At 55.6% G+C, this 20,733-nt stretch carries 18 protein-coding genes and 1 pseudogene; 3 read left to right on the top strand and 16 right to left on the bottom strand.

Features of this window, described 5'->3' with window-relative positions:
- Window positions 1-45: 45 nt before the first annotated feature.
- A pseudogene (locus tag PDMSB3_RS26545) lies at window positions 46-263 on the top strand (DDE-type integrase/transposase/recombinase); the annotation flags it as partial.
- A gap of 217 nt (window positions 264-480) precedes the next feature.
- Here the strand turns inward: PDMSB3_RS26545 and PDMSB3_RS26540 are convergent.
- Window positions 481-756: a porin family protein gene (locus PDMSB3_RS26540; protein ID WP_165188252.1), complete on the bottom strand. Its 276-nt coding sequence runs from the start codon at window positions 754-756 to the stop codon at window positions 481-483.
- A complete protein-coding gene (locus PDMSB3_RS26535) occupies window positions 756-1,238 on the bottom strand; it encodes a GDP-mannose mannosyl hydrolase (RefSeq protein ID WP_165188250.1) in 483 nt (160 codons plus the stop codon). Before PDMSB3_RS26535 ends, PDMSB3_RS26540 begins: the two co-directional genes overlap by 1 nt.
- A 335-nt stretch (window positions 1,239-1,573) precedes the next feature.
- Here PDMSB3_RS26535 and PDMSB3_RS26530 point away from each other — a divergent pair, with 335 nt between their 5' ends.
- Both PDMSB3_RS26530 and PDMSB3_RS26525 read left to right on the top strand, forming a co-directional pair.
- Window positions 1,574-2,947: a UDP-glucose dehydrogenase family protein gene (locus PDMSB3_RS26530; RefSeq protein WP_165188248.1), complete on the top strand. Its 1,374-nt coding sequence runs from the start codon at window positions 1,574-1,576 to the stop codon at window positions 2,945-2,947.
- Window positions 2,948-3,808: 861 nt separating this feature from the next.
- Window positions 3,809-5,050 (top strand): hypothetical protein, encoded by a 1,242-nt coding sequence (locus PDMSB3_RS26525; RefSeq protein WP_165188246.1) that lies wholly within the window; start codon window positions 3,809-3,811, stop codon window positions 5,048-5,050.
- Here the strand turns inward: PDMSB3_RS26525 and PDMSB3_RS26520 are convergent.
- The 14 genes from PDMSB3_RS26520 to PDMSB3_RS26455 form a co-directional block, all read right to left on the bottom strand.
- Entirely contained in the window at window positions 5,040-6,293 is a 1,254-nt protein-coding gene (locus tag PDMSB3_RS26520) for a hypothetical protein (RefSeq protein ID WP_165188244.1), read from the bottom strand. The genes PDMSB3_RS26525 and PDMSB3_RS26520 overlap by 11 nt on opposite strands.
- A 174-nt stretch (window positions 6,294-6,467) precedes the next feature.
- Window positions 6,468-7,769: a glycosyltransferase WbuB gene (locus PDMSB3_RS26515; RefSeq protein WP_165188242.1), complete on the bottom strand. Its 1,302-nt coding sequence runs from the start codon at window positions 7,767-7,769 to the stop codon at window positions 6,468-6,470.
- Window positions 7,766-8,596: a glycosyltransferase family 2 protein gene (locus tag PDMSB3_RS26510; RefSeq protein ID WP_165188240.1), complete on the bottom strand. Its 831-nt coding sequence runs from the start codon at window positions 8,594-8,596 to the stop codon at window positions 7,766-7,768. Before PDMSB3_RS26510 ends, PDMSB3_RS26515 begins: the two co-directional genes overlap by 4 nt.
- Window positions 8,593-9,156 carry an LbetaH domain-containing protein gene (locus PDMSB3_RS26505; RefSeq protein ID WP_165188238.1) on the bottom strand — a complete coding sequence of 188 codons (564 nt, stop codon included), beginning with the start codon at window positions 9,154-9,156 and terminating at the stop codon, window positions 8,593-8,595. The genes PDMSB3_RS26510 and PDMSB3_RS26505 overlap by 4 nt, the downstream gene beginning before the upstream one ends.
- Window positions 9,157-9,159: 3 nt before the next feature.
- Window positions 9,160-9,717, bottom strand: coding sequence for an acyltransferase (locus PDMSB3_RS26500; protein ID WP_232064332.1), 558 nt, complete (start codon window positions 9,715-9,717; stop codon window positions 9,160-9,162).
- Window positions 9,701-10,957: a glycosyltransferase gene (locus PDMSB3_RS26495; RefSeq protein WP_165188236.1), complete on the bottom strand. Its 1,257-nt coding sequence runs from the start codon at window positions 10,955-10,957 to the stop codon at window positions 9,701-9,703. Before PDMSB3_RS26495 ends, PDMSB3_RS26500 begins: the two co-directional genes overlap by 17 nt.
- A complete protein-coding gene (locus tag PDMSB3_RS26490; protein ID WP_165188234.1) occupies window positions 10,944-12,188 on the bottom strand; it encodes a glycosyltransferase in 1,245 nt (414 codons plus the stop codon). The genes PDMSB3_RS26495 and PDMSB3_RS26490 overlap by 14 nt, the downstream gene beginning before the upstream one ends.
- Before the next feature lies 1 nt (window position 12,189).
- Window positions 12,190-13,338 carry a glycosyltransferase gene (locus tag PDMSB3_RS26485; protein WP_165188232.1) on the bottom strand — a complete coding sequence of 383 codons (1,149 nt, stop codon included), beginning with the start codon at window positions 13,336-13,338 and terminating at the stop codon, window positions 12,190-12,192.
- A 12-nt stretch (window positions 13,339-13,350) separates the two neighbouring features.
- On the bottom strand, window positions 13,351-14,754 hold the full coding sequence (locus tag PDMSB3_RS26480; RefSeq protein WP_165188230.1) for an oligosaccharide flippase family protein: 1,404 nt from the start codon (window positions 14,752-14,754) through the stop codon (window positions 13,351-13,353).
- Window positions 14,755-14,770: 16 nt separating this feature from the next.
- The gene (locus PDMSB3_RS26475; protein ID WP_165188227.1) at window positions 14,771-15,721 is read right to left on the bottom strand and encodes a GDP-L-fucose synthase family protein; all 951 of its coding nucleotides are present in this window, start codon (window positions 15,719-15,721) and stop codon (window positions 14,771-14,773) included.
- 5 nt (window positions 15,722-15,726) lie between these two features.
- Complete coding sequence (gmd, locus tag PDMSB3_RS26470) at window positions 15,727-16,845, bottom strand: GDP-mannose 4,6-dehydratase (RefSeq protein ID WP_165188224.1); 1,119 nt, start codon at window positions 16,843-16,845, stop codon at window positions 15,727-15,729.
- Window positions 16,846-16,911: 66 nt separating this feature from the next.
- Window positions 16,912-19,116 carry a polysaccharide biosynthesis tyrosine autokinase gene (locus tag PDMSB3_RS26465; RefSeq protein ID WP_165188222.1) on the bottom strand — a complete coding sequence of 735 codons (2,205 nt, stop codon included), beginning with the start codon at window positions 19,114-19,116 and terminating at the stop codon, window positions 16,912-16,914.
- Between the two features lie 3 nt (window positions 19,117-19,119).
- Entirely contained in the window at window positions 19,120-19,560 is a 441-nt protein-coding gene (locus tag PDMSB3_RS26460) for a low molecular weight protein-tyrosine-phosphatase (protein ID WP_165188221.1), read from the bottom strand.
- Window positions 19,557-20,726: a polysaccharide biosynthesis/export family protein gene (locus PDMSB3_RS26455; RefSeq protein WP_456093772.1), complete on the bottom strand. Its 1,170-nt coding sequence runs from the start codon at window positions 20,724-20,726 to the stop codon at window positions 19,557-19,559. The genes PDMSB3_RS26460 and PDMSB3_RS26455 overlap by 4 nt, the downstream gene beginning before the upstream one ends.
- Between the last annotated feature and the right edge of the window lie 7 nt (window positions 20,727-20,733).

The following is a 20,733-nucleotide window of genomic DNA, read 5'->3' as shown; positions in this document are numbered from 1 at the left end:
TTTGCCGATTCTCGAAACCGGTGATATTGGAATCTCGACCAAGACATCAACGTTCGTCAGATCAAGTATTTGAAGAACATCGTGGAGCAAGACCATCGGGCCATCAAACGCCGAACCCGAGCGACGCTCGGATTCAAGGATTTCAACTGTGCGCATGCCATCTGAATGGCATCGAATTAATGCACATGATCAAGAAAGGACAGCCACAATGTTCCGGCAACAGCCGGCTGTCTACCGCCCAGCAATTTTGCCCGTTTGTTTAATAGACTATTCTCGCATATCGCCCTGGCTTGTCCTGCCCGTCTTAATGCGACGAATCCGTCTTGAGCCACGAAGGAAAATTGAAATGCGTGACGCGGCGCCTTCTGCGGAATCTTCACGGCGCTGACCAAAATCTATTTTAAATGCGGTCCATTATATCCAGATTACCGCACAGCGGAATGCCCATGACGGAATGGACTAACATGTTGGCGGAATGCACTATTTTTCAGCGGACCACGTTAATTCGTCATTGATTAGCGTCACGCTCAGCGTGCACGGTTGACCCGGCTCGTCGGCTGCAATAGTTGCTGCATACTCGTGCGCCATCTTGGCATTGCCGCCTTCCACTGCGGCCCGAAACGCTTCAAAGCGAGCATCGAGTTGGATATGCATCTCTATGTCCGGAAGATTCGTCTCGATGAGATCAATCGCTTCCTGATATTTTCCCTGACCGCGTAGCGCAGCCGACTTCTGGATGATTTCATTCCCCGTCATCAACCATTCCTTGCTTGGTGGTTCTCGCGATCACTGAAATAGGCCTGGGTGTTCAGATGAACTTCCGCGTCTGCCGTGATCTCTTCTTTTGTGGCCCATCGGTACGCCGCGTGCTGCAGATCAGGAAGGCGTTCGAGTTCAATCGCGCCGCGCAGCTTGTACCCGAGCACCACATAATGAGTCGAGATACCCGACCGTCCACTAAAATTGTCTTCGTATAGATGTTCGTAGATGCCAAGGAGATCGGCGTCGGCACGTTTAAGATCGGTGAGACCCAGTTCTTCCCTCGCAATCCGGCGAAATGCGTCGTCAAGATGTTCGTTCTTGCGAATGCGCCCGCCGGGCACAAACCAGAAGCCTTGCGCGGGTCTGTTGACGCGGCGCCCGAGAAGATAACTGCCTTCGTCGTTCTCAATGACAAGATCGATGGCAACCAGCGGCGTCGCATCGACGACATTCAAGAACATATCAGTTGGAAGCATAGAAATTCAGCAGAAATTAATCGATAAAGAATGGTGTGTCGATGCCTTCTGCCGGGAAGCATACGTTGGATGATTGAGCCCAATCCGACAATTGCGGGACCTTATCCGCCGCCTTCTGCATTTCTATTTCCGCGCTTCCGTCAAACCCATCATGCCGATCAAATCTTGACAGAAAAAGAAATTACCTTGTCGGCTAACGCCATAAATTCCCAAAAACGTGTCTGCCGAGTAAAGATGCAAGCTCGTCGGACCCTTACGCCTTCGGACCAGTCGATCAAGCGGGCGTTTGCATGACGGCCCACAGATATTTCTACCTTCAACGCGCGCGAGAATCCATGAAAGTCACTATCGTCGGAACCGGTTATGTCGGTCTTGTCACCGGAGCTTGCCTCGCGGAATTGGGTAACGATGTGCTGTGTCTTGATGTCGATGCAACGAAGATTGATGAGCTTAACAATGGTGGTGTGCCAATTTACGAACCTGGTCTAGCGGACGTAATCGCGCGCAATCGCGACGCAGGCCGACTGACGTTCTCCACCGATGTCGCGAAGGGCGTAGCACACGGCGAAATTCAGTTCATCGCAGTGGGAACGCCCCCTGACGAGGACGGCTCCGCAGACTTGAAGTACGTGCTCGCTGCCGCGCGCAGCATCGGCAAGTACATGCACTCTTTCAAGGTAGTTGTAGATAAATCGACCGTACCCGTGGGTACCGCCGACAAAGTGCGCGAGGCTATCGCTGAAGAACTGGCGCTGCGCGGCCATGATGCGGAATTCGCTGTGGTCTCGAACCCCGAATTTCTTAAGGAAGGCGCTGCTGTCGAGGATTTCATGCGTCCAGATCGTATTGTGTTGGGATACGACTCCGATGTTCCGGGACTACGTGCGAAGAGCCTGATGGAACAGCTTTACGCACCGTTTAACCGCAATCATCAGCGCACCCTGTGTATGGACGTGCGATCGGCCGAGTTCACCAAATACGCGGCCAATGCAATGCTTGCCACACGAATCTCCTTCATCAATGAGCTCGCCAATTTGGCGGATCGCGTTGGGGCTGATATCGAACATGTGCGGCGCGGGATTGGTTCTGATCCGCGCATCGGCTACAGTTTTCTGTATGCCGGCTGCGGCTACGGCGGTTCCTGTTTTCCAAAAGACGTGCAGGCATTGATGCATACCGCTAACGAATACGGCGCGGAGCTGAATGTTCTGGCTTCAGTCGAGTATGTGAACTCCCTGCAAAAAACGGTGCTGCTCGACAAGATCAAGCGGCATTTCAGTAACGCGCTCGAAGGCAAACACTTTGCCATCTGGGGCCTTGCTTTCAAACCGAACACCGACGATATGCGGGCGGCAACTAGCCGGCAACTGATTGCTGCGTTGATTAGCAGTAAAGCGTCGGTCAGCGTGTACGACCCCGTTGCGCTTGACGAAGCACGGCGGCTTCTGGCGGATGATCTCGGCCCCGACGACTTTGAGTATGTGACGTTTGCAAAAGAGCGTGACGTTGCGCTTCGGAACGCGGATGCGCTGGTGATTCTGACCGAGTGGAAGGAATTTCGCAGCCCCGATTTCGGCCAGGTAAAAGAGGCACTCAGTGACGCGGTCATATTCGACGGACGCAACCTGTATGACCCCAACGTGATGCGCGATAGCGGTTGGACGTACTACACGATTGGGCGCGATGCGGCTCACTCGATTCCCCGGTAACAGATAAGCCCTGATTCGGGTGAGGATCAGGACCATTACGTCTGTGCTGCTGGGCAACGTCGGCACCAGGCCCTCATATGAATACCTGTTTTGTAAAAGTTCTTCGGATTGCCGCGATCGCAGTTACCGCGGTTGTTGTCATGTGTTCACCGGCAGGTGCGCAAAGTAGCCTGAGCTCGATGCGTGCTCAATATTTACACGGCAGTTCGCAGCGCGGTGCGCAATCGAATTCAGATACATATTTGAATCCTTTGCTCGGGTCGCCACCGGACTACAACGCGACCTACTCGTCGGATGACGACACTGCGGGCTCGAACCGAGGTCACGCGTCTGCGTATGGAGACCAGGCGCGCAATGCAAAGCCTTCCCAAAGCATGCGGATGACTTCGCTGTACGGAGCGCCACAGGATTACGGGGATTCGTATTCGGCTCACTTTGAGAGTCAGCCTCGCAAGACGGATGAGGCGCATCAGACGAAGGGTTTTGGGCTCGCGGCGATGGAGGGGTTGTCGTTGCCGGGGTCGGGGGGGAGAGGCGGAATATCGCCGGGGAAGCTGACATCGCGGCGCAGTAGTGAATTGGGAAAAATCGGGCAGCCTGGCAACGGCAGCGTGTCTGGATCTTCGGTAGCGGGTTTCGAGGAGGATCTTGCCGCACGGCAAGATTCTGGGGTCGGTGGGAATGCGGCTGCGAAATTGTATAGAGCGCCGTGGTAGTTGTTTAACACCCAGATCCCGTCAACTGCCCGCTACGAGGACGTCATACGGGCAAAAAATAGACTGTTTTCTACACCAGCGTCGGATACTTGGCCAGATTATGAAAAAAATTTCACTCATGACGTTGTTCAGCACAGCACTAGTCATGAATACGTTCCTGATGCGCCCCGCAGCACTCGGCCAAGAATACGCCCCTATTGCGATGATTCTGAGCGTCGCGCTTGTGGGAGGGTATCTGGCATTGAGAGGATGCCATGAACGTATAATTTTGGAAGCCAACCGCCGGGATATCCTGTTTACTGTATCAATCATTGTTCTATATTGGCTCTACGAATTGCCATTGGGAATTGTTCAAGGGTCCGATACTATGCTTTTGGCGAAAGACTTTTTGTCAAGCGTGACGATTACCATCTGCTATGCAGTATTCTTGATCGAAGAAAATGAAAACAGAACGTTTTTTCGAATTTTTACTATGATTTTAGCTCTGCTTGGCTGGTCAAGTATTATTACCTTTACCCTCTCGCAAATTTTTGGACTAGACCCACTGTTGCTCTTCTCTCTCCGGGTCAAGGGTTATGACGCAGCAACTATTTCGGCAACAGGGGGGCAGCAAGTGACCACCGGCGCCGTATATTTTCCGTTTTCGATGATGTACAGCGTCTTTACTTCAGCTGGTGGATCAGTATTAAATCGGTATTCGAATTTTTTCCGGGAAGCTGGCATATATCAAGCGGTTTCAGTACTATGTTTTGCATATGAGTGTTTCACACGACGTTCAAAATTCGTCTTGATCGGTTTAACCGCAGGTACAGTGGCCAGTCTTTCTACCCTTGGACTTGTTCTCTTGCCACTTACCGCGGGACTCGTGTACATCACCCAACGTCGCGTAAGCATCGCGCGTCTCATCCTTTTCGGCGGCTTTGCAATAGTCGCGGCGGCAGCACTGGTGTTCACACCGGCCGTGGGCCTCGCCGACAAGCTGGAGACGCACGGTTCATCTGTCACGGATCGCTCCGATGCCATAGACAGAGGCATTGAATCCATTTGGATCAACCCCGTGGGCACAGGTCTATTCAGTGAGAAGCGTGCCGGAGATAGCATATGCTTGCTAGCTGCAATCACGGCGATCGGAGTAATCGGGTTTGCATGTCAAGCATTAGTTCTTTCGGGTATCCGTCCAGCCGCACGAGCGTTCAACCCGAAGGTTGTCATATGCTTTCCGCTTCTCGTGACAGCACTTTTCTCTCAGCCAATCGGAGGTTCTGGCATGACTGGAGTGTTAACTATGGCGTTCGTGTCCGCAACAACGCGCCGGCGCGCTGAGGCACCCGCCGCGTTGTCGCGGGCCCGACACGCCGTCGCTAAACCAACTATCGCTATTCGCTGACCATATTTGGATAAAGTGGACTCTTCGCACCTGCGATAGGAGTGACGCAGTGGGCTAGTGTGTTCCCACTGATATTTGAAACATCAACGGAATCGACGCATCGTGCAAAATTGGCAACGTAGTTACCCGAAATAGTAGTGTTTACGGTGCCCCTATCCGGCAAGAGAATTCCAACCGTTTCAACAGCATCAGCTCCGGGCCCTGCTACATGATTCCCGGTGATGGTCATCCGGTTTGATTGTTCAACGTCATGACTGACACTCGGCCGGACACCAACCTCAATCCCATTGTTTTTTCCCTTCACTGTGATCACGTTTCCCGTTATGGTCACGGCACCACTCGCATCTTCAACATGAAGCGTTCCATTGGCACTCGATGCATTTGAGGTCACCACGTTACCCGAAATGGAGAGCCGGCTGACATGAGCTACGTTGAGTGGAAGGTCAAGACGAAGATTTTTCGGCTCGATCGTGTTATCAGCGATCACAACGTCCGACACAAAAATATGCGGAGTATTGATACCCAGCGTCGCGTCGATGAACGTATTATTTGAAATATTAATGTGCGATGACGGCTTGCCCAATGGGTTGGTGCGAACGCTTTGCGACATACCATTCTGGTTATTGATTTGAGCACCGTATGTACAATTCTCGAATCGATTATCGCTGATGGACACGCCGTCGAGTCCCGTCCCTGTCATCCATAATCCGTAGATGTTCGACTTAACCCCGGACTTGTCCGTCGCAGCACACACGACACGATTGCGATAGAAGCGTTGATTGGTAACGTCATTTACCGAATTTAAAACGCCTTGCATCGCCGCCGCCCCGCTGTTCGAAAGTTGAAAATTTACCTCTGTCACAAAAGAATCTGTTCCGCCCCAAAAAAAAGCCATCGGAGTTTTCGAACTATTGAGCGCAAAACTGAGCGTCGCACCTTCCCCCAATGTGGACACACCGCGCGCGTCGATCTGACCCGTTACATGGTATTCGCGGCCGCGGAGAAAAACGCTCTGATGCGCTTTCCGTGCCGCGGCATACATTCGGTTCAGGGCTGCAGTGTCATCATTGGAGCCATCTCCCAGTGCACCAAATCTCATCGGTGTCATCAATGTAAATTCTGAATTTACGAGTGAATCTGCGCGGAACATGCCAATCGGCTCGGATTGCGAGGACGCATATGTAGCCATAGCGACTGAAATCGACGCCCCGGCAGCAATAGCACTTAGGATGGGATACCGCATAATGCTCCCTGAGCAGGTCGAAGAGAAGGCGCAGTTGAAGAGAGATGGGCGCCACTGTCCCGTTGACAGTGGCCTCCCGAGCACATCGTGTTTACCAATCTTTGATGACCGACAGATAAATTAAGAGGTCAGATTTATTGTGCGAATAGCCCCCGAGGCGGTAATCGGACATCTTCAAGTAAAAACCGATCCCTCCCTCACCCGATCACACAGCACCTGAAACCTGCCATCAAGACGCTCAATCACAGCACGCCGCGACAGTTCCGTCTCAGCATAAAAGCGCGCAGCAGCACCCAGCCTACGCCGCATACCCTCATCATCCGCAAGCTTCTCGATCGCCACCACCAGCGCCTCGACATCCTCTGGTGGCACCGTCACGCCACGCGCGGAAACCACATCAAAGAGTTCAGTTCCCGCACGCGCCATAGCGATGATCGCGCGCCCGCTCGCGAGCATGCCCGTCAATTTTGAAGGCATAACCAGATCAGCCGCATCCGCGCGCTGCGGCAGAACGTGAATATCCGCCACATTGAGCAAATCATTCAGTTTTTCCAAAGGCTGTAGCGAAAGAAACGTGCAGTTAGCCAGATGCGCGCATTGCTCAACCAGACTGGCCTTGCATGGTCCATCCCCGCAAAGCACGAAATGGATGTCCAGTCGATATGCAAGCGCCGCCGCTGCCTGAGCCAGCACTTCGATACCCTGCTTTGCGCCCATATTCCCCGAATACAGAACAACGATCGATTCCTTGGGAATATTCAACGCTGCGCGATACGAACTGGGACGCTCCAACGGAAAGATGATGTTCACATCAACCCAATTGGGCAGCGCAAACAATCGCGGCGTAGCCACGCCTTTCCTGCGCCCGTGCTCGATCATTTTTGCGGAAATGGTCGACACCACATCGAAGCGCCGCATCAGCCAACTTTCCACACCTAGAGCAAGCTTTCTCAAGCGCTTACCCTTCAGCAGCCCGAGTTCGAAAGCGGCGTCGACTTCATAGTCCTGAATGTGCAGCCACGTGCGCGCTCTCGCCAACTTGCCGAACATCAACGCAGCCGGGATGTTCATCAAGCTCGGTGCAACCGCGATCACAATGTCGGGGCGCCAGAACAACTGCGCAAATACGGTCGGCATACTCGCAATTGCAAAGCTGGCGAGATGCAGAAGGCGCTTCAACCCACCGGGACGACTAGGCACCCATACTGGCGCACGCTGGATACGCACAGCCGCAAGTTCTTCAGTGCGATAACGCCAAGCCGAATGACCGGCGCCAATCCGCCACTCCGGATAGTAGGGCGGTGCACAGACCACGCGCACCTGGTACCCCGCATCGGCCAAAGATTCCGCCATCTCGGCACTGTACTTTCCGATGCCAGTAAGTTCGGGCGCATAGTTAAGACCATAGATCAGAACCTTTCTGGAGGGCCGCCGATCGGCAGTGGCTGGACTGGACTGGACAAGTGCACGTTTCATGCTTTCGGAGCCTTCAAACGCTCCTGCACCTTCAATACGATGAAGTACTCGTAGATGGATTGCAGCACGGCATAAACGAATCCAGGCCGCCCGTCCAGAAACCCCCTTCGAACGCCGTACAACACAAAGAATTTGACAAGCGGACGCAGCGGAACCTTGTAGAACAAGCCCTTCTGATGATAGCGACGCACCTGAAAATCCTCGGCCAGCAACGCTTTCGACAATTTAAATTTCTCGCCCTTGCTCGCGTTCAGCAGAAACTGATCCGCCTCTAGCGAGCTATACGAATTGTGCCGCGCCAACCAATGCGAAACGCCCTTGCTGAATGGATGATGGTCGAGATACCCGCCAATCCTGCCCGTCTTGCCATTGACCACGGTGACAGGATTCACCATTCGCTCGTACCGAATGTAGGCCGGCTTGAACAGGCGAACATAGTAAGGCGACACCTGAACGTGTTTTAGCCAGCGCTCGCTAAAGAAATCGCGACGCTGTACCTCGAAGGCAACGCAATCGGTAGCGCTCGACACCAACTCGCGGACCGCTCGGGCCAGATCCTCAGTTACACGTTCGTCTGCGTCGACATAAAGCACCCAGTCGTGCTTGAATTTGATGTTGGCCAAGCCCCAATTCTGGTGACTGGCCCAGTTATCAAACTCTCTCGATGTAATCTGCGCACCCAGCAGCTTGGCAAGCTCAACCGTACGATCGGTGCTGTGAGAATCGTATACGTGAATGTCATCGCACCATTCAATGACACTCTCCAGGCAGCCTGGAAGATCCTTTTCTTCGTTCTTTGTCAGAATGAGAACCGAGACACCGCTCATTGCATTTCTCCAGATCGAGTTCGAGTGGCGATCTTTTTCGCAGGCATGCCTGCGTATACCGTCCAGCTCTCGCGAAGACTACGGGTGACCACCGACCGCGCACCCACCACCACACCGTCGGCAACCGCCACGCCCGGACACACAAACGCCTCAGCGCAAATCCACGCGTCGCGCCCGATGGAAATCGGCTCCGCCGTGAGTTGAAACATAGGGTCATTGAAATCGTGACTGCCGGTGCACAGATGTGCACCCTGAGAAATCACGCAGCGTTCCCCCAAAACAATCCTTTCCATCGAGTAGAGCGTGACACCATTTGCAACGCCGGCCAGTGCCCCAACCGAAAGGTTCCAGGGCGCCCAGATCCTGACCCTCGGATAAATGTGTGCGCCCGTGCCGACTTGCGCACCGAAGGCTCTCAAAACAACTCGCCGCCAAGCATGACAAGGCCGCGGCGTAGGCAGAAAAAGCAGCACGTAGGCGACGCCCCACAGTACGCGTGCCAGGCGATTTTTCAGCGAGAAGGAAGGAGCAACCTTGGAGTCCACACGTTGCAGTATCATCGTTCAGGCCTCTTGCTGAACTGCAACGGGTGCACAATAACTCCCGCCGGCAACGGGTGCTTCGAGCATTTTTTTGTGTATCGACTCATCCCTCGAAATTGCAAAGCGACGCTTGATCAGACGAGCCGGGACGCCACCCACCACGGTGAACGGTTCGATATCTCGAGTAACAACCGCGCCGGATGCGACAACCGCACCATCGCCAATGGTGATTCCACAAAGAATGGTCGCACCGGCGCCAATCCAGACATCCTTGCCGATATGCGTCGGGCGAAAGGGAGGTCTGCCGCTGAAAATGATCGGAACGCCAGGAAGATCGAAGATATGGTCGTTGCCCACAATCTGCACGTTAGGCCCCAACATCGAATAACTACCTACACGAACCCCTGGGTTGATCCGGCAGCCAGGCCCTACGTAAACATATTCGCCTGCATGGAAATCCCGGCTGATATCGCCATATCCGCCGAATAGCACCGTGGAGTGAACGTCGTTGAGCCTGAGCATTTTCCGCCAGAACAGTCTTCTGGCGCTACGCATGGCGGCCCTAAGATCGGCCTTCATACCCATCTCCATAGAGGACCTGCATGTCATTGCCGGGGCCGGCCGCTTTTCCGCGAATTGCATCCGAAAGCACTTCACATTGCCTATGTGGGTTGTATATTTCGTCGACAACCCTGAAGCAGTTCTTCCGAGTCTGGCGCCGGTCGCAGAATACGTTAGGAATTGAAATCAGGCACTGCGATAACTCGGCTACGTCGCCGTGTTGAAACAACATGCCTGAGAATCCGGGTGCGACTGCCTCCGCCTCGGGCATTTGGCGATCCATGTCCGAGTGGCTGATAACCGGTGTCCCGAACATGAGCGCATGCATGGCGGTCAAGCCAACTTTTCCAGGCGAGACCACAACGTCGGCATAGAATATATAAGCGGCTACGGCCTCTTCGTCATACAACTCGCCGACGAAATCGATGTCCAGCTTCAACTGCGCAGCAAGCGCTCTAAGCCCACTCTCAGCCGGGCCTCCCCCGATCAACGTCAGCTTGAATTGCAGTTCCGACGTTTCTAGCGCCAGCGACACCGCACGCATCAAAACGTCGTATTCGCATTTGTCCGTCAGTCTGGAAACGCCGAGAATGCGGATTTCCGAGGGCTGCCGACCCTTCTCCGGACGTTCCAGTAATGCGCGGCGGGTACGCAACTGTGACTGATAATCCAGACTGTTGAACCCCACGTAGAGGTTCCTGGAACGAAATCCAAAATTCTCCGCAATGCATTTTGCCCGGTAGCCATACAGATACTGCGCATGCCCGAGCGAAAAGAACACACGCCTGATGTGGTTCTTCAAGGATCGGTCCGCCGAGAGAAAGCCATGCCCCCAAAAAAGTACACGCTTGCCGGTCATACGTCCGATTGCTGCGGCCAGCCAGGTAGTCAGGAAATTCGGATTGGCAAGCAGCACCAACACGTCGAACTCTCTCGATAGCGCGGCGCGTACCGCGGCCCACTGAAACGAGATGTTATTGACGACCTTGACCGCTGCGGGTCTGAAATCCGTATTGGCGTCGAAACGCAATGACGGGATACCCTGATAGCACACCACTGGGTCGCCGAAAAACGTCAGGTTAAAGTCGTCCCGGCCGATCGCATCGAGAATACCCTTACGGTAGTGGGGGAAAAAGTGGTACACGATAGCGACCCGGGGGCGCTTGTTCGAGCCACCGCTCTCGCCCGATTGAAGCATGGCAGGTGATGACCCACCGCGTGTGCCGTGCTTTACGCGTGTCAAGTTAACGATAGTCATGAGTGTCCCGTACTTGATGAACGTGCTCGATGGCATCCATTACATTGCATCCGAAATTTTTTGGACTGTGCTGAAGTGCAAATTGGCCCAGCGAAGACGATCCCTTGATTGAATGCACCATCGCTTCCAGTTTTGCCCAATCAAAGCGCGGCGCCGGCGGCGGTGCGAGAAGAAAGTCATCCCACCGAAGGCCAAGCGAATGTTTTTGTCGATTGTGTTCGATGAGGCCGTAATTCGAGGTGATCACCGGCACACCGGCTTGGGCCGACTGAATCAATACGCCACTCATGCCACTAAAGTTCTCGTAGCATAGCCACATTGCGTCGGCTGCGGCGAATGCCCAGCCCTCTTCCTGCTCCGTACAGAATCTGTTCAGTTCCACCACCTGCGACCAGCGCGCCCCAATTTCCGACTTGAAAGTCTGGATAAGACGCGCGGCTTCAGCATCTTGTGCACCGGCAAGCACAAGCCTGAAGTGCGCGGGGATGTCCACCGCGGAAAACATACTCAGCAGCCGGGCGAGGCCTTTGCGGGGGCTGAGCGACCCGTAGGAGGCGATCACAAAGTGGTCATCTTCCAGCCCCAAAGCCTGCCGGGCAGCCTGCCTTTGTGCAGGTTTGCCGATGAACGACACGTCCGGCACATATCTGAGCCTCGGCGCCAATGCCGGCATGTTCTGTGCCACGTATTTCTGCAACGGCTCATCTATCGTCGTCGCGACCGCCATCGCCCGAACGCTCAGCAATCTCCGGAACAACATTCGATTGACAACATCCATCTTGTCGCGCGATCCGGCTATACCGCATGCATGATGATGAAACTTCGCGGCGAGAATCATGCCACCGAACGGTGTCGCCCCAAACGGCGACCCGCGCAATCCGACAATCTTGTCGATATAATTGAAGTAAGGGACGTACACAAAATCAACTGCATTCGTCTTGCTATACGTTTGATAGGCCTGCTCAAAAGCCCGCAGGTAAGCGTGCTGACCACGCAATAATTTCAGCTTTCCATATCGGTTTTCCCGCGGAATTTCCGGCATTTTTATAACGCCCAGCCCCGATGCCGACGCCGACATCACGGCTTGTGTCGCAGAATGCGCAAGTGCTGACTCCGTCGTCGTTAGCGTAACTTTCCATCCCCGCCGCAGCGCCTCTTGAGCTATCAGGCGGACATACAGCACCATACGGTGCCCCGTTGCCTCGGGTTCGACCAGCAGCAACCGCGCCATGTCACACCCTCCCGGGCCGAGCCGGGCCGGCGCTCAATCGCGGACGCAATATGACCTCACCAAATAACGTGGCATAACGTTGAGCCACATGCACAATCGAATAGGCACTCAAATCACGCGAGTGGCGATTCCGCGCTTGCGTGAGCAACGAGGTGATTGACGCCGCATAATCTTTGTGATTTGCCGGATCGACTGTCACGACGCCGGAGAAACGTGCAGCAAACTCAAATACGGGAAGGGTCGACGCGACAATGGGCACGCCGCTCGCGAGCGCCTCGATCATCGCGACACTGTGGGCCTCGCGCTCGGAAGGCATGACGTACACATCCGCTGCGCAAAGCAACGCTGGAACGTCCGCGCGGCTGCCCAGAAACCGCACCTTGTCCGTCAAATGGTGTTGCTCTACCCATCGTTTCAGCATGTCGCCGTAAGCGGGATCTTCGGTCAATCCAGCCAGCCATAGTTCGGCTGTCCGACCAGCGTGAAGCATATCCTTCAACGCCAGTATGCTAGCGGCCTGGTTCTTCACCGACGACAGACGCCCCACCTGAAGCACCACGGACACATTGTCGTCGACCTTGAATTCGGCCCGCAACCGTCGCCTCGTCTCGGCATCGAAAGCGAAACGATCGAGCTGCGTGCCGTTCGGGATTGTCAACAACCGGCTCGGCGAACCACATCGCAAGCGATAATTGTATGCAGCGGTCTCGGTGACGGTGACCACGGCCGCGGCATCCTGCTTAAGAATGCGTTCACTCAGTCGGAGAAGACCGCCCGCGTAGTCGTCATTGGTAGCTGCGTGCATGACAGTGATGACCGGAATGGCCGACGCGGTCAGTTTCGTCGCAAGGCGAGCGTATGCCGCCGGGATAACCGAGTGCGCGACAACGACGTCAGGACAAAAATCGCGTAGTGCAGCGCGAATGAAGCGAAGCCGTCCCACACGCCCGAGCAATCGTTCAGGTGCTGCGCACCAGACGCCCACTGCTTCCAGTTTGGACCAGACCTGCTCAAAGGGCTCCTCGCACGGGTTGATCCCGATGACGCCGGTTGCACCGACTTTCGCGGCCGTGTGTACTTCCGCCAACGTAGCAGCAAGCATTTCGGCTCCGGAATGCCGCGGCGTCAACACCACGTGCATGATGCGCATAACAATCTCTCTCTAGACGGACAGTAAAATTCCAGCACGCAGCCGCTGAAATGGCAGCACCAATGCAATCGCGCAAACGAGCGCAAGTCCCACCGCATGATACGGAAGCGTCGCGAGCACCCGGTCCAGAACCACGATCAGGACAGCCACCGGCATCCCCTCCGTAACGAGCGGCAATAGCTCCCGGATCTGGTCTCGGTCATCCGCAAGAACGTCCCAGAGCATCAACGCGGTGCAGGCGAAAACCGAGATCGTCGCGGCAAATGCAACACCAATTGCCCCGAGCCAAGGCACCAGAATCGCCGACGAAACCAACAGGCACACCAACTGCACGAGCGTTCCGCGAGTGACCCGGCTCGGCCTTCCTGTACCGCGCAAATAGGAAGTCAGCAAGCCGACCAGAACACCGGCCGCCATCAGATAAACAAAAATACGGAAAAACGGGACCGCGCCGCTCCATTGCCCCCCCAGAGTCAGATGGATAATGTCGCGCGCGGCCACGCAGAGAAATGTTGCGACCACGAGCGCGATCGTTCCCAACTGACTAAACAGTGCCAATGCGTAGTGCGCCGCGCGGCTTTTGTCCTGACGCGCTAACTCGGAAAAGTTCGGGAAAAGGTACTGACTCATCGCGATGCCGAAATCAGCCACACCAAATTGTGCGAGACGGCTTGCTGTCTGGTACAACCCCAGAACCTGTACGCCAAATGTCTTGACCGTAATAATCCGGTCCAACTGATTCACAATGATGGTGAGCAAGCTGCTCGCCCAAACCCAGCGGCCGAATTCCATCACCTCGCCCAGCGGCTTGGCGTCAAAATTCAATCGAGGTCTGGACTTGAACACAATGTGTGAGGCGATAGCCTTCAGAAACTCCGATAACGGCAAGGCCGCGAGAACCCACACCACCTCGCGATAAGCCAGCGCGGCGACGGCGGACATAACGAAATCGGCCATCACAAAGCTACTCGTCAACAAAGCGACCGTACGGAACCGCCGGTCCCGCTGCGCGATGACGACACGCACGCTGGCTATGCACCTGGCGAATGGCACCAGTGCGACCATCTGCAAAACGGTGGTGCCCTCCGGGATATTCATCAACCGTCCAATCAGACCGGATGAAGCAAACAGCACAACGCTCAGAAAAAAGCCTCGCAGTGCGGTTGCCGTCCACAGTGCGTCAAGGCCGCGTTGATCCAGTAGCTCCCGCCGCTGGATCAACGCATGGCTCATTCCCATCTCGGTCAACGACTCAGCTATCGACAAGGCCATCAGGCACGCTGCGATCAGGCCGATCGAATGGGGTCCCAGCAAGCGCGCCAGCAGGAAGAACTTGAACGCCACCAGCAGGCGCGACACACCCTGCTGCGCAAAGACCCACGTCACGCTGCTTTCATCGAATCGCATCAGTTTCATTGAGTAGCGGACACGCCTAGGCCCGTTCCAGAACTTGCGTTTCGTGACATAGCAAGAAGTCTTCGTATGTCGCGGCAAGTCCTTCCTGCAAACCGATCTTTGCGCACCAGCCAAGCTCGGCCAGCTTGCTCACGTCAAGTAGCTTTTGCGGCGTACCGTCAGGCTTGCTTATGTCGAACTCGATGCCGCCGTCAAAGCCAACCGCGTGCATCGCCGCACGGGCGAGTTCCTCAATCGTGACATCCGTGCCACAGCCTACGTTGTACCAACCGCCCTCGATTCCACGCTCTAGCATGAATACCGCTGCATCGGCCATATCGTCAACGTGCAGAAACTCCCGGCGTGCGCGACCGGTTCCCCATACCGCGAGATTGCTCGCACCGTTCACTTTCGCTTCATGGGCCTTACGCAGCAGCGCCGGCAGCACGTGGCTCGTTTTCAGGTCGTAGTTGTCGTTCGGTCCATAGAGATTCGTTGGCATCAGCGAGATGTACCGTGTGCCGAACTGCCTGTTGAACGCCTCGCAAAGCTTGATACCCGCAATCTTTGCAATTGCGTAAGGTTCATTAGTGCGTTCCAACGGACCATCCAGCAGGTATTCTTCCTTGATGGGTTGCCCGGCTTCACGCGGATAAATACAGGAAGAGCCGAGAAACAACAGCCGCTGAACGCCCGCTCGAAACGCCGAATGAATCACGTTGGCTTGGATGATCAGATTCAGATACAGGAAGTCCGCGGGATACGTATCGTTAGCCAGGATCCCGCCCACTTTCGCGGCAGCGAGTATGACCACATCGATCGCCTCCTCGCGGAAGAATTGCTCAACGCCCGCCTGGTCGGTCAAGTCGAGATCAGCGCGGTTGCGCGTCACCACATTGCCGTAGCCGCGTGAAGCGAGATTGCGCAGCAGTGCCGAGCCGGCCATTCCGCGGTGGCCGGCGACGAAGATTCGAGCGCTCTTATCCATGGTGTTTACTCGTTATACTCAAACGTTTTGAAACCCGCGAGAGTGACCAACGCATCCCGCTTCGCAACCTGGTAGTCGGAACGCACCATTTCCTTCACCAGCGATTCGAACGACGTAGTCGGCTTCCAACCCAACTTTTCGTGTGCCTTGGTGGGATCGCCCAGCAACGTTTCCACTTCGGCCGGACGGAAATAACGCGGATCGACACGCACAATCACATCACCGCGCGACACTTTCGCCTCATTGCCCTCCATGCGCTCGACAATACCCACCTCGTCGACGCCCGTACCTTCAAAGCGCAGATGGATGCCCAGTTCGGCAGCAGCCTGCTCGACGAACTGACGCACGCTATATTGCACCCCCGTAGCAATCACGAAGTCTTCGGGCTGCTCCTGTTGCAGCATCATCCATTGCATTTCGACGTAATCGCGCGCATGCCCCCAGTCGCGTAGCGCGGACATGTTGCCGAGGTACAGACACTCCTGCAGGCCCGTTGCAATGCGCGAAATCGCCCGCGTGATCTTGCGCGTCACGAACGTTTCGCCGCGCACCGGCGACTCGTGATTGAACAGAATGCCGTTGCAGGCATAGATGCCGTAAGCTTCACGATAGTTGACCGTCATCCAGTAGGCGTACAGCTTGGCCACTGCGTAGGGGCTTCTCGGATAGAACGGCGTGGTTTCCTTTTGCGGGATTTCCTGCACCAGCCCGTAGAGTTCGGATGTCGAAGCCTGATAGAAGCGCGCCTTCTTTTCAAGCCCGAGAATCCTGATTGCTTCAAGAATGCGCAATGCGCCAATGCCGTCGGCATTCGCCGTGTACTCTGGCTCCTCGAACGAAACCGCAACGTGGCTCTGCGCACCAAGGTTATAAATCTCATCAGGCTGCGCACTTTGAATGATCCGCACCAGACTAGTCGAATCGGTCAGATCCCCATGATGCAGAATGAAGCGGCGATCGGACGCATGCGGATCCTGGTACAGGTGATCAATCCGCTCCGTGTTGAACAACGATGAACGGCGTTTAATGCCGTGAACTTCATAACCCTTATTCAACAGCAACTCGGCGAGGTATGAACCGTCCTGACCTGTAATGCCCGTAATCAACGCAACTTTATGACTCATGGTGTGATACTCCTCGTAATCGATCTACCGGAGCCGCTCTCGCGCCTTGCTTCGGTTTTGCGACGGCTAATCCGTGCTGCTTTCATAACCGTAGTAATACGTGCCATAGCCAAGACGTCTCTGCGGCACATCGGTAAACAACACCCCCTTCAGCTCGACGCCGGCATTGCGCAGCCGGTTGACGCATTCAACAATCTCCGCCAAGGGGTGGCGCCCGTGACGAACCACCAGCAAGGTCGTACCGGCGTTCTTGGCGATCAGCGCCGCATCGGTTACCGCCAGCAGCGGCGGCGTGTCCACAATAACGATGTCGTAGAGACTCGAAACGTGTTCGAGCATCGCTTTAAAGCGATCACTCATTAGCAGTTCGGCGGGATTTGGCGGTAGTAGCCCCTTCGGCAGAACATCCAGATTCGGTAACACTTCGTGCAGGACCGCACTGCTAATATCCAGTCCGGCGATGACGTCTGAAAGCCCCGGTTCTCTGGCCACGCCGAAATAGGTATGCAGGTCGCCACGTCGCATATCGCCGTCGATCACCAGCACACGCTTGCCACCGCTGGCGAGCACCACGGCAAGATTCACCGACATAAAGGATTTCCCAACCCCCGGGCGCGGGCCGGCAACCACAATGACGTTATTGGCAGCGTCTAGCAGGCCGAACTGCAGCGCAGTACGGAGACTCCGGATTCCCTCAATCGCAACATCCTCCGAGGCGAGCGAAGCAAGTACGTGATGACCCGGGCGGCCACGTCGCATGGTTTGATACAAACGCATCTGCGTATCGCTGTGCGGCACGGCCGCGTAGACCGGCAAGCCCAGCGCGTGTTCGATTTCATCGCTGTTTTCCACACCGCCGAACAACGCGTTCCTGACAAACGCCGCAGCCGTCCCTGCGATGAGACCCAGTACGGCTGCGAGCACGATAACGAGCGCCCGTTTCGGCCTGACTGGCACCTCGCCGGCCACCGCGTAATCCACCACGCGAACATTGCCGACCTGGCCCGCCTTGACGATCTTCAACTGCTGGGCGCTGTCCAGCAGATTTGTATAAAGCTCAGTATTGACACGCACGTCGCGCAACAGGCGTAGAGCAGATTGCTCCGTGTCTGGCAAAGTAGAAACGCGTCTGTTCAACTGATCCTGCTGCGCCTGGAGCGACGCGATCTGCGCATTCAGTGCCACAACCCCCGGGTGCGTTGCGGTAAAACGCTGCACCATTTCAATCTGCTGTTGCTGCAGATCGACCAACTTGGTCTTACTGTCGACAATCTGTTGCAGCAGCAATCGGCTTTCCTCGGTCAGATCGACCGTCCCCTTCTGGTTGCGAAAGGCGTTATAGCGATCCTCTGCCTGATCGAGCTGCTTGCGCAGTTGCGGCAATTGCTGATCCAGAAAGCTGAGGGTGTGCTCCGCTTCGGCGGACTTCCGGTCGATATTCTGCTGAACATAGGCCGCGGCTATCGTATTAATGATCTCGGCAGTGCGCTTGCTGTCCGCGCCGTCGAGCGAAACGCCGATCACACCGGACTGCTTGGTCTTCTCTGCGATAACGAGGGAGCTCTGCAACTGGTCGATCGTGAGGAGGGTAGAGGTGCGAGTGACATAGAACTCGGTGCCTGGCCGCGCCTCAAGATGCGATACCTGCAGCTCGATCTGATCGGCCGATTCGCCGCCATGCACGACATCGCCCACATGTCCGTGAAGAACAATGTCGCCGTCAGGATCGACCAGGTCGAATTTGTTTTCGCCGCGCGCTATCAGTTTGTACCTCACGTCGTATCGGGCGTGCGGCACATTGAATAGCGATACTTCGATCTTCTCTCCACCCCATGCAAAGCGCGTAACACCAAACATGGGCACTGCCAGTTCGTTAGTCGCAGCGTGTCGCGCGAACACCGCGCCGATCAGCGGAAAATAATGCGGCTGAGCGCTGATATCGAGATGCAGCGATTTCACGGTTTGGCCAACCACGAGCCGCGATCGGATCAACTCGATCTCGGCATCGGCGGTCTGCTTGGTATCGAAGATCGAAGCCAACTCGCCTAATGCATCTTTGGTTGAATTAGCACTGTCTTCCACCTGGATCATTGCGTCAGCGCGATACACTGGCCTTGCGGCAAACGCATAGACCGTACCGATTACTAGCACGGCAGCCGTTACGGCAACAATCAGCCTCCAGCCCTCTGTGATGACGGAAAGATAGGCGGAGAGATTTATCTCGTCGCTACTCGACGATTCGAGGAATCGATTTTGTTTTCCGGTTGCCATAAATTAGTGAGTCAATCGAACCATTGCATCGGACCAGTGCGCCACCCCACGCTCGATTTGCGCCACGGCTATTTCGAAAACCGCGCGTCCTTTGCGGTACGGGTCTAATACGTCTATTCCTTCACGCTCACCAAGGCGATAGACCTTTCCCTTCGCGAACGGATAATTCGTTTCGATTCCTTTGCGCTGCTCCTGCGTCATCGAAAGAACGAGGTCAGCCGAGCGCACGTGGAACAAGCTCAGGTCCGCAGCAATATGGCTTCCAATATCGATGTCGCGCTCCGCCATTAATTCGATGGCGACCGGATCCGCGCTGCGGCCAACGAGCGCGGCCAAGCCGGCGGACATCACGCGCACGCCTGGGAATTGCCTGGCGAGCAGCCCTTGCGCCATCGGGCTCCGGCAGACGTTCCCTTCACACACAACAAGGATGCAGTCGATCATTTCGTCACGACCGCGCCGGTCAGGCCAGCGTTGATCGCGGGCAGCAGCAGATTGAGCACGCGGCTGAAGCGGACCAGTCCGTTCCCATCCACGTAGACAATGTCTTTCGGCTGTAGATCAAATTCATTGGCCAATACCATTGCAACCGGCGAATGCGCATCGAGATGGAATATCTGCGGTGTCGAACCGGATGACCCGCGAATCACATAGAGTTGCGCCGCGTCCGCACTCGCGGTATTCATGCTGCCCGCTTGCGATAGCGCGTCGCTCAAGGTCAGTTTGCCGCTCTTCATAGGAATCGCTGTGATCGGCTTGTTCACCTCGCCCATCACATACGCACCGTTGTCGTCACGCGAAACGACTCGCAACAAGTCGCCGTTCTTCAAGAGAATCTTTGAAGGGTTCTGGTCGCTCGATAACATGCTCGATAGATTCAACCGGTACGACACGCCGTTGCGCACGAGAATCATGCGGCTTTGATCGGCCGTGGTACTAAAGTCGCCGGCTCGGTTGATCGCTTCGAATAGCGTGAGCGGCACATCGTTAATCGGCACCACTCCCGGCGTACGCACCTCGCCGTCCACATATGCCTGCTTGGCGCGGAACGAAGCCACTCTGACCGTCACCTGCGGACGCACGAACACCTTGCTGATTGCTGTGTACACAGCCTGCTGACTCTGGTCGACACGCAAGCCGGCAACATGCACGTTGCCCGCATAGGGCACCTGTATATTGCCGTTGTTGTCGACCACGAAGCCCTGGGCGGGATCATAGGGACGATTGTTCGTTTGCGTTTGCGCGCCCAATGCCGCCGTCAACTCGGGGTGGTCCCATACCGTGATCTGCAGCACGTCGCCTACACCTAGTGTGTATGGCTCCGGCTTTCCCATCAATTCATACAATTGCGTGTTCGCCTGCAGATCGGACTCGCGCATTTTTTCCGTCAATGCAATGTTGATATCGGTGATCGGAATCTGTACGTTGGTTGGCGGCGTATCTGAACTTGCGCTGGCAAGCGGCAAGGTTGCCGGTGTTACCATCCGCATGCCAGGCGCCACGGAACAAGCCGACAGAACGCCGCTCACCGCGAGGCTCACCAGCACACGAGTACAGCGACGAACATGAGACCTCGCTCTGTCTGCACCCCACTTCCCCAAAAATCCCATCAGGTAT

The sequence above is a fragment of the Paraburkholderia dioscoreae genome (assembly GCF_902459535.1).
Lineage (GTDB): Bacteria > Pseudomonadota > Gammaproteobacteria > Burkholderiales > Burkholderiaceae > Paraburkholderia > Paraburkholderia dioscoreae.
The sequence above is the reverse complement of the archived record's forward strand: the minus strand, read 5'-3'. Positions and strand labels throughout refer to the sequence as shown.

What these genes read in the sequence shown, in the direction of transcription:
- PDMSB3_RS26535 (WP_165188250.1), bottom strand. Translation starts at nt 1,238, where the DNA reads ATGCTTCCAACTGATATGTTCTTGAATGTCGTCGATGCGACGCCGCTG.
- PDMSB3_RS26465 (WP_165188222.1), bottom strand. Translation starts at nt 19,116, where the DNA reads ATGGCAACCGGAAAACAAAATCGATTCCTCGAATCGTCGAGTAGCGAC.
- PDMSB3_RS26460 (WP_165188221.1), bottom strand. Translation starts at nt 19,560, where the DNA reads ATGATCGACTGCATCCTTGTTGTGTGTGAAGGGAACGTCTGCCGGAGC.
- PDMSB3_RS26515 (WP_165188242.1), bottom strand. Translation starts at nt 7,769, where the DNA reads ATGAAACGTGCACTTGTCCAGTCCAGTCCAGCCACTGCCGATCGGCGG.
- PDMSB3_RS26500 (WP_232064332.1), bottom strand. Translation starts at nt 9,717, where the DNA reads ATGAAGGCCGATCTTAGGGCCGCCATGCGTAGCGCCAGAAGACTGTTC.
- PDMSB3_RS26540 (WP_165188252.1), bottom strand. Translation starts at nt 756, where the DNA reads ATGACGGGGAATGAAATCATCCAGAAGTCGGCTGCGCTACGCGGTCAG.
- PDMSB3_RS26475 (WP_165188227.1), bottom strand. Translation starts at nt 15,721, where the DNA reads ATGGATAAGAGCGCTCGAATCTTCGTCGCCGGCCACCGCGGAATGGCC.
- PDMSB3_RS26505 (WP_165188238.1), bottom strand. Translation starts at nt 9,156, where the DNA reads ATGATACTGCAACGTGTGGACTCCAAGGTTGCTCCTTCCTTCTCGCTG.
- PDMSB3_RS26480 (WP_165188230.1), bottom strand. Translation starts at nt 14,754, where the DNA reads ATGAAACTGATGCGATTCGATGAAAGCAGCGTGACGTGGGTCTTTGCG.
- PDMSB3_RS26485 (WP_165188232.1), bottom strand. Translation starts at nt 13,338, where the DNA reads ATGCGCATCATGCACGTGGTGTTGACGCCGCGGCATTCCGGAGCCGAA.
- PDMSB3_RS26530 (WP_165188248.1), top strand. Translation starts at nt 1,574, where the DNA reads ATGAAAGTCACTATCGTCGGAACCGGTTATGTCGGTCTTGTCACCGGA.
- PDMSB3_RS26520 (WP_165188244.1), bottom strand. Translation starts at nt 6,293, where the DNA reads ATGCGGTATCCCATCCTAAGTGCTATTGCTGCCGGGGCGTCGATTTCA.
- PDMSB3_RS26525 (WP_165188246.1), top strand. Translation starts at nt 3,809, where the DNA reads ATGAATACGTTCCTGATGCGCCCCGCAGCACTCGGCCAAGAATACGCC.
- PDMSB3_RS26510 (WP_165188240.1), bottom strand. Translation starts at nt 8,596, where the DNA reads ATGAGCGGTGTCTCGGTTCTCATTCTGACAAAGAACGAAGAAAAGGAT.
- gmd (WP_165188224.1), bottom strand. Translation starts at nt 16,845, where the DNA reads ATGAGTCATAAAGTTGCGTTGATTACGGGCATTACAGGTCAGGACGGT.
- PDMSB3_RS26455 (WP_456093772.1), bottom strand. Translation starts at nt 20,726, where the DNA reads ATGGGATTTTTGGGGAAGTGGGGTGCAGACAGAGCGAGGTCTCATGTT.
- PDMSB3_RS26490 (WP_165188234.1), bottom strand. Translation starts at nt 12,188, where the DNA reads ATGGCGCGGTTGCTGCTGGTCGAACCCGAGGCAACGGGGCACCGTATG.
- PDMSB3_RS26495 (WP_165188236.1), bottom strand. Translation starts at nt 10,957, where the DNA reads ATGACTATCGTTAACTTGACACGCGTAAAGCACGGCACACGCGGTGGG.